The 17,263-nt window shown below is 63.4% G+C and carries 17 protein-coding genes, 1 tRNA gene and 1 pseudogene; 11 read left to right on the top strand and 8 right to left on the bottom strand.

Features of this window, described 5'->3' with window-relative positions:
* Positions 1-21 precede the first annotated feature (21 nt).
* The 5 genes and pseudogenes from EJ074_RS23665 to EJ074_RS23645 all read left to right on the top strand — a co-directional run bounded on the left by EJ074_RS23665 (position 22) and on the right by EJ074_RS23645 (position 4,139).
* Positions 22-783, top strand: coding sequence for a 3-hydroxyacyl-CoA dehydrogenase (locus EJ074_RS23665; RefSeq protein ID WP_095809339.1), 762 nt, complete (start codon positions 22-24; stop codon positions 781-783).
* Positions 784-787: 4 nt separating this feature from the next.
* Positions 788-1,974, top strand: a pseudogene (locus EJ074_RS30780) (CaiB/BaiF CoA-transferase family protein).
* 36 nt (positions 1,975-2,010) lie between these two features.
* A complete protein-coding gene (locus EJ074_RS23655; RefSeq protein WP_095809337.1) occupies positions 2,011-2,772 on the top strand; it encodes a HugZ family protein in 762 nt (253 codons plus the stop codon).
* 174 nt (positions 2,773-2,946) lie between these two features.
* A complete protein-coding gene (locus EJ074_RS23650; protein WP_095809336.1) occupies positions 2,947-3,285 on the top strand; it encodes a metalloregulator ArsR/SmtB family transcription factor in 339 nt (112 codons plus the stop codon).
* A gap of 56 nt (positions 3,286-3,341) precedes the next feature.
* A complete protein-coding gene (locus tag EJ074_RS23645) occupies positions 3,342-4,139 on the top strand; it encodes an RNA methyltransferase (RefSeq protein WP_095809363.1) in 798 nt (265 codons plus the stop codon).
* Between the two features lie 9 nt (positions 4,140-4,148).
* Here EJ074_RS23645 and EJ074_RS23640 read toward each other — a convergent pair whose 3' ends face one another.
* Together EJ074_RS23640 and EJ074_RS23635 are read right to left on the bottom strand one after the other, a co-directional pair.
* Positions 4,149-5,279, bottom strand: a complete 1,131-nt coding sequence (locus EJ074_RS23640) for a hypothetical protein (protein ID WP_129553827.1) — start codon at positions 5,277-5,279, stop codon at positions 4,149-4,151.
* A gap of 131 nt (positions 5,280-5,410) precedes the next feature.
* On the bottom strand, positions 5,411-5,947 hold the full coding sequence (locus EJ074_RS23635; protein ID WP_245420711.1) for an EipA family protein: 537 nt from the start codon (positions 5,945-5,947) through the stop codon (positions 5,411-5,413).
* A gap of 375 nt (positions 5,948-6,322) precedes the next feature.
* Here EJ074_RS23635 and EJ074_RS23630 point away from each other — a divergent pair, with 375 nt between their 5' ends.
* Both EJ074_RS23630 and EJ074_RS23625 read left to right on the top strand, forming a co-directional pair.
* The gene (locus tag EJ074_RS23630) at positions 6,323-6,952 is read left to right on the top strand and encodes a histidine phosphotransferase family protein (RefSeq protein WP_095809333.1); all 630 of its coding nucleotides are present in this window, start codon (positions 6,323-6,325) and stop codon (positions 6,950-6,952) included.
* 234 nt (positions 6,953-7,186) lie between these two features.
* Positions 7,187-7,555 (top strand): response regulator, encoded by a 369-nt coding sequence (locus tag EJ074_RS23625; RefSeq protein ID WP_095809332.1) that lies wholly within the window; start codon positions 7,187-7,189, stop codon positions 7,553-7,555.
* A 107-nt stretch (positions 7,556-7,662) separates the two neighbouring features.
* Here the strand turns inward: EJ074_RS23625 and ctrA are convergent, their stop codons facing one another.
* Positions 7,663-8,358 carry a cell cycle two-component system response regulator CtrA gene (gene ctrA, locus EJ074_RS23620; RefSeq protein WP_006203583.1) on the bottom strand — a complete coding sequence of 232 codons (696 nt, stop codon included), beginning with the start codon at positions 8,356-8,358 and terminating at the stop codon, positions 7,663-7,665.
* A 445-nt stretch (positions 8,359-8,803) separates the two neighbouring features.
* On the opposite strand from ctrA, the gene EJ074_RS23615 reads away from it, so the two are divergent.
* Positions 8,804-9,181, top strand: coding sequence for a flagellar export protein FliJ (locus tag EJ074_RS23615; RefSeq protein ID WP_095809331.1), 378 nt, complete (start codon positions 8,804-8,806; stop codon positions 9,179-9,181).
* A gap of 315 nt (positions 9,182-9,496) precedes the next feature.
* On the opposite strand, the gene EJ074_RS23610 is transcribed toward EJ074_RS23615, so the two are convergent.
* Positions 9,497-9,772 carry a DUF1153 domain-containing protein gene (locus tag EJ074_RS23610; RefSeq protein ID WP_006203587.1) on the bottom strand — a complete coding sequence of 92 codons (276 nt, stop codon included), beginning with the start codon at positions 9,770-9,772 and terminating at the stop codon, positions 9,497-9,499.
* 260 nt (positions 9,773-10,032) lie between these two features.
* Here EJ074_RS23610 and mnmA point away from each other — a divergent pair, with 260 nt between their 5' ends.
* Positions 10,033-11,223 (top strand): tRNA 2-thiouridine(34) synthase MnmA, encoded by a 1,191-nt coding sequence (gene mnmA / locus EJ074_RS23605; RefSeq protein ID WP_095809330.1) that lies wholly within the window; start codon positions 10,033-10,035, stop codon positions 11,221-11,223.
* A 50-nt stretch (positions 11,224-11,273) separates the two neighbouring features.
* On the opposite strand, the gene EJ074_RS23600 is transcribed toward mnmA, so the two are convergent.
* On the bottom strand, positions 11,274-12,239 hold the full coding sequence (locus EJ074_RS23600) for a Gfo/Idh/MocA family oxidoreductase (RefSeq protein WP_095809329.1): 966 nt from the start codon (positions 12,237-12,239) through the stop codon (positions 11,274-11,276).
* A gap of 242 nt (positions 12,240-12,481) precedes the next feature.
* On the opposite strand from EJ074_RS23600, the gene EJ074_RS23595 reads away from it, so the two are divergent.
* Positions 12,482-12,558, top strand: a tRNA-Met gene (locus EJ074_RS23595).
* Between the two features lie 121 nt (positions 12,559-12,679).
* On the opposite strand, the gene EJ074_RS23590 is transcribed toward EJ074_RS23595, so the two are convergent.
* Entirely contained in the window at positions 12,680-13,720 is a 1,041-nt protein-coding gene (locus EJ074_RS23590) for a proline racemase family protein (protein ID WP_095806193.1), read from the bottom strand.
* A 158-nt stretch (positions 13,721-13,878) separates the two neighbouring features.
* Positions 13,879-14,712, bottom strand: a complete 834-nt coding sequence (locus EJ074_RS23585; protein ID WP_129553826.1) for a GNAT family N-acetyltransferase — start codon at positions 14,710-14,712, stop codon at positions 13,879-13,881.
* Positions 14,713-15,015: 303 nt separating this feature from the next.
* Between EJ074_RS23585 and EJ074_RS23580 the strand changes: the two genes are divergently transcribed.
* Entirely contained in the window at positions 15,016-15,903 is an 888-nt protein-coding gene (locus EJ074_RS23580; RefSeq protein ID WP_095806195.1) for a hypothetical protein, read from the top strand.
* Between the two features lie 9 nt (positions 15,904-15,912).
* On the opposite strand, the gene EJ074_RS23575 is transcribed toward EJ074_RS23580, so the two are convergent.
* Entirely contained in the window at positions 15,913-17,115 is a 1,203-nt protein-coding gene (locus EJ074_RS23575) for an ROK family transcriptional regulator (RefSeq protein WP_095806464.1), read from the bottom strand.
* Between the last annotated feature and the right edge of the window lie 148 nt (positions 17,116-17,263).

The raw sequence follows: 17,263 nt of genomic DNA, 5'->3' as shown, positions 1-17,263 counted from the left end.
AAATCCTGGGAGGATGCAGGCATGAACCCCAATGGCCAGATCGCGATCGTCACCGGCGGCGGCTCTGGCCTCGGCGAGGCGACGGCGCGCACGCTTGTTGCCCAGGGCGCCAGCGTCGCCATACTGGACGTCGGCATCGAGCGCGCGACGAAAGTGGCGGCCGATATCGGCGGCATCGCCGTTCAATGCGACGTTAGCAGCGGCGACAGCGGCACGGCTGCCGTCGCCGAGGTGGCGAAGACGCTCGGCGAGCCGCGCATCCTGGTCAATTGCGCCGGCATCGCCATTGGCGTGAAGACGGTCGGCAAGGACGGTCCGCACCCGCTCGACCAGTTCCGCAAGGTAATCGAGATCAATCTGATCGGCACCTTCAATATGATCCGTCTGGTCGCCGATCGTGCGGCGAAGCTCGATCCTTTGCCTGGCGGCGAGCGTGGCGTCATCGTCAACACCGCTTCCGTCGCCGCCTATGACGGCCAGATCGGCCAGGCCGCCTATGCAGCCTCGAAAGGCGGCGTCGTCGCCATGACGCTGCCGGTGGCGCGCGATCTCGCTCGCTCCGGCATCCGCGTCTGCACCATCGCGCCCGGCATATTCAAGACGCCGATGATGGCCGGAATGCCCCAGGAGGTTCAGGATTCGCTGGGCGCCGCGGTGCCCTTCCCGCCCCGTCTCGGCGAACCTTCCGAATATGCAGCGCTCGCCTTGCACATCATCGAGAACCAGATGCTGAACGGCGAAACGATCCGCCTCGACGGCGCCATCCGCATGGCGCCGAAATAGCGGCATGTCTGGAGCGCCGACAAACATCGGCGTCACCGCCGAGAAGACCGGGCCGCTGGCCGGCCTGAAGGTCATCGAATTGGCCGGCCTTGGTCCGGTGCCGCTCGCCGCATTGATGCTGTCGGAGATGGGCGCAGAGGTGCTGCGCATCGAGCGGACCGGTGGCGATCAACCGCTTCTGCCGCTCCCGGAAGAGTACGACCTGGACCGCCACGGCCGCGCCATCCTGCGCGTCGATCTGAAACGGCCGGGTGGCGGCGAACTGTTGCTGCGCCTTGTGGAGAAGGCCGACATCCTCCTCGAAGGCTTCCGTCCCGGGGTCATGGAACGGCTGGGCCTGGGGCCGGATGCGGCGCTCGAACGCAACCCGGCGCTGATCTACGGCCGCTTGACCGGGTTCGGCCAGCATGGACCGCTTTCCGGCCGAGCCGGTCACGACATCACCTATCTTGCCTATGCCGGCCTCCTGCACGCCTTCGGCCGGCAAGGGTCGCCGCCCGTGCCGCCGCTCAACCTCGTCGCCGACCAGGGCGGCGGCGCCATGATGCTGATCGCCGGCGTGCTGGCCGCCCTCTTCCGGCGTTCCCGCACCGCAAGGGCGAGGTGATCGACGCTGCGATGGTTGAGGGCGCGGCGATGTTGGCCGCACCCATCCACGCCTTTATGGCCGCGGGCTTATGGAAGGACAGGCGCGGTGAGAACCTGCTCGATTCCGGCGCACCCTTCTACGACACCTATGAGACGGCGGACGGCCGGCATGTTGCGATTGGCTGTCTCGAACCCCGCTTCTTCGCCGAATTCGCCAGCCTGCTGCCGCTCGACCGCGCTTTCGTCCACAGCCAGTACGACCGGAGCTCCTGGCCTCAGATGCGAGCCGCCATAGCCGCCAGGATCAGGCAAAAGACACGCGACGAATGGGCCGGATATTTCTTTGCAACCGACGCCTGCGTCGCGCCGGTGCTTTCATTGAGCGAGGCAAGCGACAACCCGCACAATCGCGCTCGGCAAAATTACGTGACTTCCGGTCCCCTGCACCGGCCAGCCCCAGCGCCACGCTTTTCCGTTGCAGTGCTTGAGCCTGCCGTGGCGCCGAGCTCCGCCGATCGCCAGCCGGAGCTTGTGCTAAAGCGGTTCGGCTTGCTCGAGAGCGACGTCGCGGCCCTTGTCAAATCGGGACTTCTAGACCGATAACCGGATGATGAATATCAACTTACAGCGGTGAGCGCTTTGCCCGAGCAGAAGAAGGCTGTCATCCGCGAGACCGACGCCGGGGCGATCAGGCTGGCGAAGACGCTGCTCCGCTCGGCCCGCTTCGGCGCGCTCGCCGTGATCGAGCCCGGCACCGGCTCGCCTTTGGCAAGCCGGGTCGGCTTGGCGACCGATGTCGACGGGACGCCTCTGATCCTGGTTTCGATGCTTTCGGCCCACACCGGTGCCCTTCTTGCCGATCCGCGATGCTCGCTGCTCGTCGGCGAGCCTGGCAAAGGTGATCCGCTGGCGCATCCGCGCATGACCTTGATATGCCGCGCACGGCGCCTGGACCGCGGGGCGCCCGATCACGCCCGCGCCGAACGGCGCTACCTCAATCACAATCCGAAGGCGAAACTCTACGTCGGCCTTGGCGATTTCTCGCTGTTCCGGCTCGAGGCCGAACACGCCAGCCTGAACGGCGGCTTCGGCAAGGCTTATCTTCTCGATCGCACCGACTTCATCACCAGCGGCCCCCTTGCCGAGGATTTGGCAGCCGGCGAACAGTCGGCGCTCGATCACATGAACGCAGACCATAGCGACGCGATCGCCCTCTATGCCCGTCATTTCGCGAAGGTCGAAGGCGACGGCTGGATCGCTACCGGTTTCGATGCGGACGGGATGGATCTCGCCTGCGCGGACATGACCTGCCGGGTCTTTTTTCCCCAGCCTCTCGAAACGGCGGGTGAGTTGCGCTCCATGCTGGTCGAGATGGCCAGGACCGCGCGCGCAGCCAGCTAGCCACATACCGACAGTTAATCGTCTTGAATCAAAAGCAACTCTTGAGATTTAGATGAAATGATCTACCTTTCGTTGCAGCGCTGATTCAGCGGCGCATATGCGAATCTGAACTTATTGAATCAGGCTCCATTGCCCCCATGGCGCCTTGGATGAGCCGGAATTCATGGGGGATCTATGATCTCGAACAAGCTAATCGCCAATGCCGAACCGGCGGCCGCGTTTCTGACGCTCATGGGCAATGAGAAGCGGCTGCTGATCGTGAGCTACCTGATCGACGGTGAAATGTCGGTCGGTGCCATCGCCGAAAAGGTCCAACTGAGCCAGTCGGCGCTCTCGCAGCATCTCGCCAAGCTTAGGGCGCTGAACCTCGTCGAGACGCGCCGTGACCGGCAGATGATCTATTATTCTTGCAAGTCGGACGCGGTGCGCGAGTTGCTTCGCATGCTGGAAGGCATTTTCGGCGAGGACGATCTTTCCCAGATGGCCTATAGGATGCGTCGCGCCGGGGCTTGACGATCGCTTCTGTCCTTCACTACCTCGCTGACGATTTCCTCGCCGGCGAGCATCGCATGAACCTCATCCCGATCGACGATCCGCACGACCCGCGCGTCGCCGCCTATCTCGATATTCGCGAGCGCGATCTCGTCGGCCGCCATGGGCGCTTCGTCGCGGAAGGCAAGGTGGTGCTCGATCTTCTCTTGTCGAGCCGACGTTTCGCGGCCGAATCCGCTCTCATCCTCGAAAACAGGCTGGCCGGACTCGATCCCGTCTTGCGCAAGGCCCCAGCGGACTTCCCGGTCTATGTTGCCACAGGCGAGGTCATGGACCGGATCGCCGGCTTCCACATGCATCGCGGCATACTGGCGATCGGCAGCCGCGGCGATCCCCAGCCCGTCGAGGCCCTGTTGGCGAGAATGCCCGCCAGCGCGCTGATCGTCGTTCTCGTCGGCATATCCAATCATGACAACATGGGATCGATCTTTCGCAACGCCGCAGCCTTCGGCGCGCAGGCCGTGCTTCTCGATCCCACTTGCTGCGATCCGCTTTACCGCAAGGCGATCCGCGTCTCAGTCGGCGCGGCCCTGAAGGTTCCCTTCGCCGCCTTCAGCGATAGCGCAGGTTTCACCGCAGCACTTGATCGGTTTGGCTTCAGCCAGTTCGCGCTGTCGCCGCGCGGCGAGACCGACATCCGTTCCGCGGACCGCCCGCCACGACTGGCGCTATATCTCGGCACGGAGGGCGAGGGGCTGCCGGAAGATCTGCTTGCTCGCCTGCGCACGTTGCGGATCGGCATGGCGGAAGGCTTCGACAGCCTCAATGTCGCGGCTGCGTCCGCGATCGCCCTGCATCACTTTTCCAAGAGGTAGCAGCGCGTCTCAGGTCGACGGATCGGCCTTCTGCAGCGCCCTCACGCGATCCGCAAGACTGATGCCGCGCTCGCCGGCGCCTTGTTGCCCTTCACGGGACGTTGCCAGGGCTTTGGCGATCGGCGAATCCGGTCCGTCGAGTCTCATGGTCAGATTGACGACCTCCGCCGCCAACTCGTTCATTTGTTCGCGCAGCGCCGCGCCGGCTTGAACGGCATCGCTGCCTGGCCTGGCCGCACCGGCGAGATCAGTCTTCAGCCGCTTGTTCTCGCGGGCGAGCGCCATCAGCCTCGCCTCGAGGCGCTCCCGATCGCCTTCGAGCTTTGCGATCGCCTGCTCGACGCCCTCGCTTGCGCCGACTGGGCGGCGGGTGCCGTTTGCGGCCTCCTGTTTCGGGCGCTCGCGAAACTGCGCGAGCGCCTTCTGTTGCCGATCGAGCTTCTCCTCGCGATCGGCGAGCGTCGCAAGCAGGCGCTCGACTTTCTTGTCCAGTTCGGCGGCTCGCTTCTTCTCAGCTTTCAACGCGTCGCGCACGACCCTGCCCTCGGCTGCGATCTCCTGATTGCGCCGGTCCGCTTCCTTGCGTTGGCTGCGCAGCGTTGCAATGTCGCTGGCAAGTTTTTCCAGCTCCGATTCCCGCGCCACGAGCTCGATCTGGCGATTGCTGGAGGAAAAGCTGGCGTCGTCGTACATCTGCCCGAGCTTTTCGAGCTCCAGCCCCCGCTTTTCAAGCGCGCGCTCGGCCTGCGCCAGCTTTTCGGAAAGGCGCTGCAGCTCTTCCCCGCGCCGCTGAAGCTCCTGGTTCTTGGCTCCAAGATCGGACAGGGCCTGGTCCTTGTCCTTCCTCTCGACTGCAAGCCCTTTCAGGGCCTCCTGGCCGCGGCCGATCTCGACCAGTTGCTCGGCCACCTTCTCCTGCAGGCCCTTGACGGTCATCTCGAGCCTTCGCGTCGTCATTGCGAACTCGGCCCGGACCCCGTCCTTGTCCGCCTGGATCTCGGCCCGGGTCAACGGCATCGAGCGCTCGAGGCGCCGGCGCGTCAGGACGACGGCGCGACGCCAGATAGCGGGCGCGACCAGCGACACCAGAAAGACCGCGCAGAGAAAGCCGAGGGCGAAGAACAGGGCCGACTGGACCAAGGTGGACTATCCGATAGCAGGGTGACGGTGCTCGACTGTGCTGCCCTTGGCATGGCGGAAATCCGCCGCCACGGCAAGAGCGTGCCGAGGCGCAGCGGGAGTTATCCGGTCGCTTGAACGACGTGGACCGATCAGAACGGATTCCAGGTCGGCCTCTGCGTCAGCTTCAGATAGCCGAGGTTGACGCCAAGCCGGGCGCCGACACCGGTGCGGATCGGCACCAGCAGCACCCGGTTACTCTGCAGCACGTTGAAGCCGACGCCCGCCACGACATAGGCCGAGCCGGCAACACCGCCGAAACGGTTGTAGAGGCTGCTCACGTCATCGAGATTATAGACCAGGATCATCACCCGCGAGCCCTCGCCGCCGAAATCCCAGCCGAGCGACGGACCCTGCCAGAACACCTTATGGTCGCCGGCGTTCTTGGTATAGAGCGTGCCTTCGCCATAGGTCAGGCCGCCGATCAGCGCCCCCGATCCCTCCTCGCCGAGCAGGTAGCCGTTGGGCAGGCCGTAGGAGGCGAAGATCTTCTCCACCACGGTGGCCAGGCCGCCGGACGTCGCGCCGAAGAATTTGTGGCCGGAATCGACAATCTCCTGGGCGGTGTATTCCTGGGCCCGCAACGTGGAGGCTGAGAAAACGAGGACCCCCAGGAGGGCAATCGTCATGGTGAGGACGCGGACGCAGGTCCGGTCATAGAATCGGGAAAACATGCTTCCAAATCTCCGTCAGGGAGCACTTTCGCCGACGCCTCGCATCCCCCTACGGCTCTTGCCGGCCGCTTGAGATGACTATCACTGGCAAACTATGCCGTAATCCTTTTTCAACCATTAAGCTTCCACAGGAAGATGGCGGTTCGAAGGCTCCCTTCGCGGCCGCTTGCGGGCGCGGACACCATTTTCACCAGCGGCAATTCTGGATTTGTTGATGCAGGGGCGGGCGCTGTGTATTCAGAATGTCTTGGAAAAGAGCGTGATTCGCGTAGGCGGGCGCGAAAATCGATCGCTCGGCCATGAAATTGTGAACTAGCAGGGATTTCTAAGATGGCCGAGCTCTTCACCCTTACCGCCCCCGACCTGGCAGCTCTTCTGTGCAGCCGAGTCTGCCACGACATCATTTCGCCGGTAGGCGCGATAAACAATGGCCTCGAGCTGCTCGACGAAGGCGGCGCCGACGAAGACGCCATGAAGCTGATTCGCCAGAGCGCGAGGAACGCTTCGGCGCGGCTGCAGTTCGCGCGCATCGCCTTCGGCGCGGCGGGTTCGGCCGGCATGATGATCGACACCGGCGACGCGGAAGCCGTGGCGATTGCCTTTCTCAAAAACGAGAAGCCGGAGCTTGTGTGGAACGGCCCCCGCGCGCTGTTGCCCAAGAACAAGGTCAAGCTGCTGCTCAATCTCATCCTGGTCGCCAACGCCGCCATTCCGCGTGGGGGCAAGCTAGTGGTCACGCTGGAGAATCTCGAGACCGAGCCGCGCTTTTCACTGTCGGCCAGCGGTCCGATGCTGCGCGTGCCGCCGAAATTCCTCGAACTCCATTCCGGTCATAAGCCGGAGGAGCCGATCGACGCCCACTCCGTCCAGCCTTACTACACCCTCCTCCTGGCCCGAGAGGCCAATATGACGATCTCGATACACGCGACGGCGGACGAGATCGTGCTGTCGGCGGCCTGAAGGTACGGTCAAGAACAGGCAAAGTACTGACCCGCGCCGATACTGCGGCCGACCGCGCCAAGGACAGCAACGGCCGATGTTGCGTCGGTATTGGGTTCGGCCGCAGAAAACTGCCTGGCCGCGTCTTTGCAAAAACTTTACCTAACGGCTTTCCCGCTTCTTTACCAGTTTGATCTATGATCCTCCTGGTTACCCGGACGTGCCGGTTCGCCGGTTGGGATAGAGGACCCGGAAATGAAGCGCTGCCTGTTCGTCGACGATTCCAGCGTCATCAGAAAGGTCGCAAAACGCATCCTTGGCGGCTCGGATATTGCGGTCATTGAAGCGGCCAACGGCCTTGAGGCCGCCGAAATTTGCGCGACCGACATGCCAGACGTCATCGTTGTCGATGGCGGCCTGCCGGACATGCCGGCGGTGGATCTCATTCGCCGCATCCGTGCGATGGATGGAGCGGTCAAGCCGCAGATTCTGGTTTCCCTGGTCGAGGTCGATGTCGCCTCGATCATGCGCGCCAAGCGGGCGGGTGCCCAGGGCTACCTGCTGAAGCCGTTCAACCGGGCGCAGTTGCTCGATAGCTTCCGCTCGCTCAAGATCGCTGCCTGACCAAGACGTTTCCAGCCGAAAGACGTGGCGGTTTTCCGTCCGGAATGCCGACAACAAAAAACCCGGCCGGAGCCGGGTTTTTTCCCAAACAATCGTGAAAGGCTTGCTCAGGCGCTGACCCGGATGTCTTCCGGCTCGCGCAGAACATAGCCGCGACCCCAGACGGTCTCGATGTAGTTCTGGCCGCCGGACGCCGCGTCGAGCTTCTTGCGCAGCTTGCAGATGAAGACGTCGATGATCTTCAGTTCCGGCTCGTCCATGCCGCCATAGAGGTGGTTGAGGAACATTTCCTTAGTGAGCGTGGTGCCCTTGCGAAGCGAGAGCAGCTCCAGCATCTGGTATTCCTTGCCAGTCAGATGCACGCGCTGGCCACCGACTTCCACCGTCTTGGCGTCCAGGTTGACCACCAGGTCGCCGGTGGTGATGACCGACTGCGCGTGGCCCTTCGAGCGGCGGACGATGGCATGAATGCGCGCCACCAGCTCGTCCTTGTGGAACGGCTTGGTCATATAGTCGTCGGCGCCGAAGCCGAGGCCGCGAACCTTGTCCTCGATGCCGGCCATGCCGGAGAGAATGAGGATGGGCGTCTTGACCTTGGAGAGCCGAAGCGTGCGCAGCACTTCGTAGCCCGACATATCGGGGAGATTGAGATCGAGAAGGATGATGTCGTAGTCGTAAAGCTTGCCGAGATCGACGCCTTCTTCGCCGAGATCGGTCGTATAGACGTTGAAGCTTTCCGATTTCAGCATCAGCTCGATGCTTTGTGCGGTTGCACTGTCATCTTCAATCAGCAGAACACGCATTTCATTCCCCTTTTCTGCTTCCGGGCCGTGTCATGACCGCCCGGGACCGGAGCAGCGTTTGCCTGAACAGAAGGTGCCACCGACTGGTTAACAAATCCTAATTTCGTGTCGACCACGATAGCAGAATTTTTAACCCCTTTCTACACCCGCTTGAATCTAATAACGAATCACAGACCCAAATCGCTAATGCACCACATTAATAAGCCACGCTAAGTGACTCCAGAGACTCGCAGGCCGCGTTTCCCACCAGCGCCGGAATTTTTACCCGGCCTTAAGTCCTCGGCCGTATGATTAACAATGCCCGTAAACGAATGGTTACCGCCGGCAAAAATCTTTAGGGCTTTGTTTTCCATAGCGCTGGGAAAGCCGGGGGACACGGGCGACGCTTGGGCCTTTCGGGGCGGATTGGACGATATGCAGGTGTGCGTTTGCGGAGTATCGAATCATGAAGTCACGTGAAAACCTCGTTCGGCTGAAGCAGTTTCAGGTGAATGAGAAGCGGCGCCAGTTGCTGCAGCTCGACATGATGATCGCCGAGTTCGAGCGCATGGCCGTCGAGTTGGAGCTTCAGATCGCCGCCGAAGAGAAGAAAGCCGGCATCACCGATATCAATCATTTCGCCTATCCGACCTTCGCCAAGGCGGCGCGCCTGCGCCGCGACAACCTCAGGAATTCACAAAGCGACCTCGCCCTGCAGCGAAGCACTGCCGAATCATTACTCGGCGAAGCTGAAGCGGAGCTTTCCAAGGCGGAGATGCTGGAATCCCGCGACAGCAAGATCCGCGAGGCGGAACTGGGCGGCCGCAGCGCCATGATCGGCTGATCGCCGAACGCCACCATTTCTGTCGGCGAGAATTCCCGGCATGCCGCTAAGCCGCGAGCCAGTTTAACTGCCCCGCCACCGGCGGGCCAGCGTCACGACATTACCGCCATCGTCTCGGTTCGCCGGTCCGCACGGGCATCCTTGGTGCTGTGTTTCGAGCAGTGCCTGTGCTGGGCAACCCACGAGATCGCGGCGGAACTGCCGCAGGCCTTTTTGCGACCCATCCGCCGCAGGCCTTGCAAGGCTAAGCTGGAGCGCCAACAGCGAAAAGGGCGCGAATTTCGCGCCCTTTCCTGTTTCCGGCGATCTAAAAGCCTAGTGCCGGTATTGCTGGATTCGCGTTGTCCGCAACCCGGCAAGACCGTATTCGTCGATCGATGCCTGCCAGGAGAGAAATTCTTCGGTGGTAAGCTTGTAGCGCTGGCAGGCTTCCTCCAGGCTAAGCAGTCCACCGCGCACCGCCGCCACCACTTCCGCCTTGCGCCGGATAACCCAGCGCCGTGTATTCGTCGGCGGCAGATCGGCTATCGTAAGAGGGCTGCCGTCGGGCCCGATAACATATTTGACTCTAGGTCTAACCAGATCGGTCATCGTACTCTCTACAAAAAACTCAAAGACCCAATCCCCGCCACAGTACCGCCACAGCTTTAAAATTTGCCTAAGCGAACCCTAATGACTAGGTAAGGATCGTGAATGTCGCGTTAGGGTTTTGTTCGCAATTTGAATAAATCGCCGGCCGCCCTTGAAATTGCTGGCAGAAATCGCCTCCGGCGGAGCGAAGCTGGCGCACCCGAAAGGCTTGACCTATATTCCCGCCATTGGCATTCAGCGCCATGCACGATGATAGCACCATGAACAGCCTCGATCTCCCTGGACGTCCCGAAGACACCCGCGTCGTCGTCGCCATGTCGGGTGGCGTCGATTCGTCCGTCGTCGCCGGCATCCTGAAGCGCGAGGGTTATGACGTGGTCGGCGTCACCCTGCAGCTCTACGATCATGGTGCGGCCACCCATCGCGCAGGGTCCTGCTGCGCTGGCCAGGACATCGACGACGCCCGCCGCGTTTCGGAGACGCTGGGCATTCCCCATTACGTGCTTGATTACGAGGAGCGCTTCCGCAAGGCGGTCATCGATCCTTTCGCCGAGAGCTATGTCGCCGGCGAAACGCCGATCCCTTGCGTGTCTTGCAACCAGACGGTCAAATTCGCCGATCTTCTTGCCACCGCGCAGGATCTCGGCGCCGATGCGTTGGCCACCGGCCACTACATCCGCTCGCGCGCCAATGGCGCGCATCGCGCGCTCTACCGGCCGGTCGATGCCGACCGTGACCAGAGCTACTTCCTGTTCGCCACCACGCAGGCTCAGATCGACTATCTGCGCTTCCCGCTGGGCGGTCTGTCGAAGCCGCAGGTGCGGGCGATTGCCGAAGAGATGGGGTTGACCGTTGCCGCCAAGCAGGACAGCCAGGACATCTGCTTCGTGCCGCAGGGCAAATATTCCGACATCATCGCCAAGCTGAAGCCGGCAGCCGCCAATCCGGGCGATATCGTGCATATAGACGGCCGCGTGCTCGGCCGCCACGAGGGCATCTTGCGCTACACGATCGGCCAGCGCCGCGGCATCGGCATCGCCTCGGGCGAGCCGCTCTATGTCGTTCACCTCGACGCGGACCGGGCGCGCGTCGTGGTCGGCCCGCGCGAGGCGCTGGAGACGCACAAGATCTATTTGCGTGCCATGAACTGGCTGGGCGATAATCCGTTGTCGGACATTCCCGCGGGCGGGCTCGAGCTTTTCGCCAAGGTTCGTTCGACCAAGCCGCCACGCCCTGCCGTGCTGCATCATCGCGACGGCGTGACCTCGGTGGAACTGGTCGATGGCGAGTCCGGCATCGCGCCCGGCCAGGCCTGCGTGCTCTATTCGGATGACGGCAACGAGGCGCGTGTCTTCGGCGGCGGCTTCATCGAACGCTCCGAGCGCGGCGCCGAGGCCGAGGCCATGCTTTCCAAGCTGACGCAGCGGCCCGCGCAAGTCCCGGCCGAGTAGCCTACGCCCTCGACCAGCCGCCCCAACTCAGGATTGCCTTTATGGACGGCTCAGGCGGACGGACCGCTATGCGTCACCGTGCCCGCGGTCAGGATGCGCAGCACCCTGATCGCTTCCTCGCCGTCGGTGCGCGGTTCGGCGCGCGTTTCGATGCACTGGATGAAATGGGCGAGTTCCCGCGTCAGCGGCATGCCTTCGCCGACAGGCACGTATGACGGTTCGTTGGCGGTGAAGGCCCACTGGCCGCTGTCCTGCCATACGGCGTGCCGATAGACGGCAAGCTTGCGTTCCCAGGGTTCCACGTCGTCGAACACGGCCATGGCCTTGGTGCCGACGACGGTCAGCCGCCGCTCGCGGTAGGGATTGAGCCGCGAAGCAAAGAGATGGCTGCGCAAGCCGTTCGGAAAGCGCATGTGCAGATGCGCGAAGTCGCTCAGATTGTCGAGCAGCGCCGCGCCCTCGCCCCTCACCTCGATCGGCTCGGTGCCGGTGATGGCGAGGATCATCGAGAGGTCGTGCGGCGCGAGGTCCCAAAGCGCATCGTTTTCGGTATGGAACTTGCCGAGGCCCAGCCGGTGCGAATGGATGTAGCGCACCTCGCCGAGCTCGCCACTGTCGATCAGCCCCTTGAGCGTCTCGAAGGCCGGATGAAAGCGCAGCACATGGCCGACCATGAAGACGCGGCCATTGTCCCTTGCCGCCTGCACCGAGCGTTCGGCGTCGGCAACGGTCAATGCGATCGGCTTTTCCACCAGCACGTCCTTGCCGTTCTCGATCGCGCGCACCGCCGTATCGGCGTGGAATTGCGGCGGCAGCGCCATGACGACGGCGTCGACATCTGTGCGGCTGAACAGCTTGTCCGGTTCGATTGCCAGGCAGTCCTGCTCGCTGGCGAAGCCTTCGGCTCGAGCGCGGTTCTCATCGGACACGGCATGGAGCGCGCCGAGCGCCTTGAGGGTGCGGATATGGTTGCTGCCCCAGTATCCGCAACCGAGGACTGCGATGCGCGGCTTCATTCGCTCAAGCTCTAGAGTTTCATCGCCGATGACATAGCGACGTGCCCCGTCGAACTCAACCCCGGCGCATGCGCTCATCCATCTGCCAGGCAACGCATTTCCGGGAGGAGATTATGCTGGCATGCCTGCCGCATCCGCGCTTGACAGCTTTGCCCCGCCAACCTTATATCCGCGCGACCTTGGCGATAGCCTCGAAATTGCCCGCTGAAGCGGGCGGTTCCCTCGAGCTCCTCGCCACTCCTGGCGGAGTAGCTCAGTTGGTTAGAGCACGGGAATCATAATCCTGGGGTCGGGGGTTCAAGTCCCTCCTCCGCTACCATCTCTCCCCTTGTCCGACCCGGAGACATAGGTAACAGCTTGTCCCTAAGACATGGGTGACAACCCTTCGGCGTCTCCTTCGGCCAGACCTGCGGGGCGGCACGCAGGCTTGGCGTTTCGCACTACTGCTTCACCGAGGTCGAGGTGCCCCACGTGTCCGACAGCACGTAGCCCTGCGGGTACGGGTCCGTCGGATCAAGATAGTAATTGTGCTCGCCGGTGATCCAGGCGCGGCCGGTGATCTCCGGAACGACCGCCTTGCGCCCCGCAATGTCCGCAAGCTCCACGATCCTGCCGGTGAAGCGCGAGCCGATGATCGATTCATGGATCAGCACGTCGCCCACCCCCATCAATCCGCGGGCCCGCAGCACCGCCATGCGGGCCGATGTCCCGGTTCCGGTCGGGCTGCGGTCGGAGCGTCCCGGCGACACGATGCAGGTGTTGCGGGTGACGTTGCCGGGGCCCTGGAAAGGCATCGCGAACTGCACGATCGACACGCCGCGCACATTGTCGAATTCCGGATGCACGACATCGAGCTGTTCGCGCGCCGCGCGGCGGATCTTCTCGCCGGCCACCGCCAATTCGCGAGCCTCGTCGGGGGTGACTGAGAAGCCGAGCGCCTTGGCATCGACGATGGCGTAGAACATGCCGCCATAGGCAATGTCGACCTTCAGCGTTCCGAGCCCCTCGACCTCGATGCTGGCGTCGAGGCGCTCGGCAAAGGCGGGCGCGTTGCGGAAGGTGATCGACAGGCATTTGCCGTCGCGGCATTCGGCGCGCACCTCGATGACGCCGCCCGGCATGTCGAGCTTGAAGCGCGTCTCGGGCTCGTGCATCGGCACCATGCCGGTCTCGAGCAGCACGGTGGCGACGCAGATCGTGTTGGAGCCGGACATCGGCACGTATTCCGTCGGCTCCATGATGATGGCACCCGCTGCGCAATCCTCGCGCGTCGAGGGCACCAGCAGATTGACATGCCGTGCGACGCTGCCGCGCGGCTCGCAGATAAGCATGCGCCGCACATGGTCGTGATCGCGTTCCATGGTGATCATCTTTTCCATCATCGTGCGGCCCGCCGGCGGCAGGACGCCGCCAACGATGACATCGCCGACCTCACCTTCGGCATGGCAGCCGACGACACGAATGCTGGCTTTCGTACGCATTGTTGCTCCTTGGCGACCCGGACTACTTGCCGGAAAGATAGCGTGGATAGCCGCGCGAGTCCTGGATGACCACCGTTTTCAGAACACAAATTCCTCGGCCGCAAACCGGCTCTGGCGCATGCCGCCGCCGATCGGCACCTCCGACGGCACATCCGGCGTCAGCCCAGTTCCAGCGTCGTGATCCCGAAGACCTTGGCGGCGACATTGTCGGGCGTGCCGCCTTTGTACATCCGGGTCGTGGTGAAGCCTGGACGCATGCCGGCGGACTCGAGCGCGGCGATGAGCCCGCCATTGCTGGCTGGCACGTCGACATGCAGCGTCTCGCCTTCCACGCTCTCGGCGAGCTCAGCCAGCAGCCCCAGCGCAACCTCCGTGCCGTCGGCGAACAGCGGCCCGATCTTGAAGCCGTCGCGGCATCGCCGCGCGACGCCATAGCCTGCAATGCCGGTACGATCGCTCGCGATCAGCGCCATCCGCGGCGCTCGCAGCCATCCTTCGAGAAACACCCGCCGCGGTGCTGGAAAGCACTGACGGTCGTAGGCCTGGATAGCCGCGTAGCTCTCCGGCGTCGCTGGCCGGATGTCGGCGCCGCGAATCAGGCCGTCGGGTCGTCCGCTGTAGCGAACCGTCTCATAGGCTGGCACGAAGCCCATGCGCTGGTACTTGGCCCGCTGCTCGGCCACGCCATCGAGGCCGATGATCCGGCCACCGAGCCTTGTCATGCCGGCATCCCAGACTGCCTTGCCATGGCCTTGGCCGCGGTTGCCCGGTCGGCAGATGTAAAGGCCGATGAACCCAAAGCCGGCGCCATAGGCAACGGCCGAAATGCCGGCCACCATCTCGCCGGCGACGAAGGCGCCGATGAACCCTTCGGGATCGGCTGCCCGGAACAGGCCGGCGTCGTCGATGCCTGGGTTCCAACCCTCCCCGGCCGCCCAATCGACGAGCGTTTCCACCTCGCTGGCGGTCAGCGTCCTGATCTCTCTCAGCATTGTTTCACTCGGGCAGCGAACCAGTCGAAAGAACTCTCGCCACGATAGGTCGCGGCCCGCGGCTTTGCAAAGGCTGCACTTTCACGTACGCCCGTCGGAGCGTCGAAGATCACGCTTGCAAGATTCAACGCAGGGCTGTAGGCCAGACTACGGCAGAAAGGGCGTTTTTCCGAGCCAAGACAGACGGTTAGAAAAAACGGCCGCTGTCGTCGGCGATTGTTCCAACGGGCAGCTGGACACAACCGGCGAAGGCTATAAATCTGGATTCGGTCGGGGTGGGCGACGGAAGGGACACCGCAGGGAATGGCGCTGACAGCCGAAGAAATCGCTGGTCATCCGGCAGCGCTTCGCAGTGTTCAGGAGCAATCGCGCGCACTCATCGGCGTCTATGAGACCAGCCCAAGGCTCGCGGGCGTCTTTGCCACTCAGCAGCGCTGGCTGCTCGGCCATGTCGGGCTCGCCATGCATTTCAGGTACGATCCCCAGGACCGCCGTACTGAACTCACAGCCGCCCGCTTCATCGATGTCGTAAGACGCAACTCCGTCGCCAGCCGCAACACTGCCGAGGCATTTCTCAAGGAGATGCTGCACTACAACATCGCCGAATATGTTTCGACGGGCAGCGATGGGCGCGCCCGTCCCATGCGGCCGACCGCTGCCACGATAGAGACATTCGCCGCCTGGATCCATGCCCACCTCAGAACCCTGGACCGCATCGATGATGGAAACCGGCTGGCAAGCTTCCTCGAGCGGCCCAAACTGGTGGCGAGACTGCAGCCGCTGATCTGCGACGGACTGCTTCAGTGCGAGCCGGTGCGGGAACCTGAGCAGACTTTCTCGCTGTTTATCTGGCTGAACAATGGCGGCATCGTCATGGACTGGCTGATGTCCGGTATCGATCCGGAAGACGTCAATTTGGACAGGATCCCGACCGGCGTGATCTCGATCAGCGAATTTGCGCATTGGCTGAAGCTCTCGCGCACCCATCTGGCGCGCAAGCTCCGCGACGCCGAAGCGCTTGGCAGCATCGGCTGGGTTGGCCAGCGCGGACATTCCGTCATGTGGATTTCGCGGAAGTTCTACGAGGAATACATGGCCGCCCAGGCCGCCAAGCTCGCTGTCGTCGACACGGCTTTCGAGGCATGTTTTTCGGGCTGCGGACAAGCTGGCCCCAATGCCGGTTCAGGCTGACCTCGCTGCCTATCCAGCCTTGAGGATCGCCGAGAAGCGCGGATCGAAGGCGCGGCCGATCGGCTCGGCCGCGGCACCGACCGCGATCGCCCAGGGGTCGGTGATGCCGAGTTGCAGGCGCGGCAATCGCCGTCCGGGACGATCGGCGATGGACGGCAGCAGCGGATGCATGGCCTGCAGCAGGCGGCGGGCGAGCGAAGCAGGGGCGCCGCTCGTGAGGATGACCGTCTGTGGATCGAGCATCGTTTCGATCAGATGCACGCTCCAGCGCAGATCGTGCGCGGCAGCCTCAACCCAGGCCGCCACCTTCGGATCGTCGGCCAACGCCAGCGTATCCAGGCGTTCGTAAAGCTGCGCGTCGGCGGGATTGAGTCCCAGGTGCTGGTAGAGAGAAGCCAGCGAGGCTCGGTGTTCGAGCGGCGTCGAGCCTGGGCCCGCCGGCGACAGCAGCGCCAGGCCGATCTCGCCGGCATTGCCGTTGCCGCCGGTGTAGAGTTCGCCGTTGAGTATGAGCCCGGCGCCGATGCCGTAGCCGACATAGAGGCAGACCGCGTGGTCGATGCCATGCGCCGCGCCGACGATGCGTTCCGCCGTGGCGCAGGCGGCGGCGTCGTTCTGCAGGCCGACATCCAGCCCGGTGCCCGCGGCGAGCGCCTCGAGCAACGGGAATTGCTGCCAGGCTGGCATCATCCATTTGTCGTCGGAATTGTTCAACCCGAACGGTCCCGGCATGGCGACGCCGAGCCCGACCAGCCGTCGCTCCGATTGCGCGGAGATGCCTGCCAGCTCATGCCGGACGCGGGCAACGAGATCGAGGATGATCTCGACGCCTGCCGACGGTTCGTCGAAGGGCAGGTTGGCCTCGGCGCGCGCCATCACCTTGCCGATCAAATCGACCACCACCACCCGTCCCAGGTGGCGGTCGATCTGCAGCCCGACGGCGAAAGCGCCCTCGGGCACCAGCCGGTAAGGCGTGAAGGGCTGCCCCCTGCCCTTGCGCACCGTATTCAGCGCCACTACCAGACCGTCGCGCTCGAGATCCTCGATGATGTTGGAAACCGCCTGCTTGGTCAGTTGCGTCGCGCGCGCCAGGTCGGCGCGCGACAGCTGGCCGTTGAGCCGCAGCGCCTCGATCATGACGCGGCGATTGTGGGCACTGGTGCCCTCTTGGTTGGTGCCGCTTTTGGCGCGGATGGGACTGATGTCGTGCACCGTCGTTTCCCCTCTTGACTCCATTTAAGGATTGATCGACTAATTAAGTCAAGCGAATTGACTTAATGGCGCAAGCCCGGCGGATTGAGAAAAAGACGGCAAGGCCAGCAAGCCTCTTGCCGCGCCCCGACGGCAGACCGAGGTCACA

This window comes from Mesorhizobium sp. M3A.F.Ca.ET.080.04.2.1 (genome assembly GCF_003952525.1).
Taxonomy (GTDB): Bacteria; Pseudomonadota; Alphaproteobacteria; order Rhizobiales; family Rhizobiaceae; genus Mesorhizobium.
Note: the sequence above shows the minus strand (reverse complement) of the source record. Positions and strands in the feature narration are given on the sequence as shown.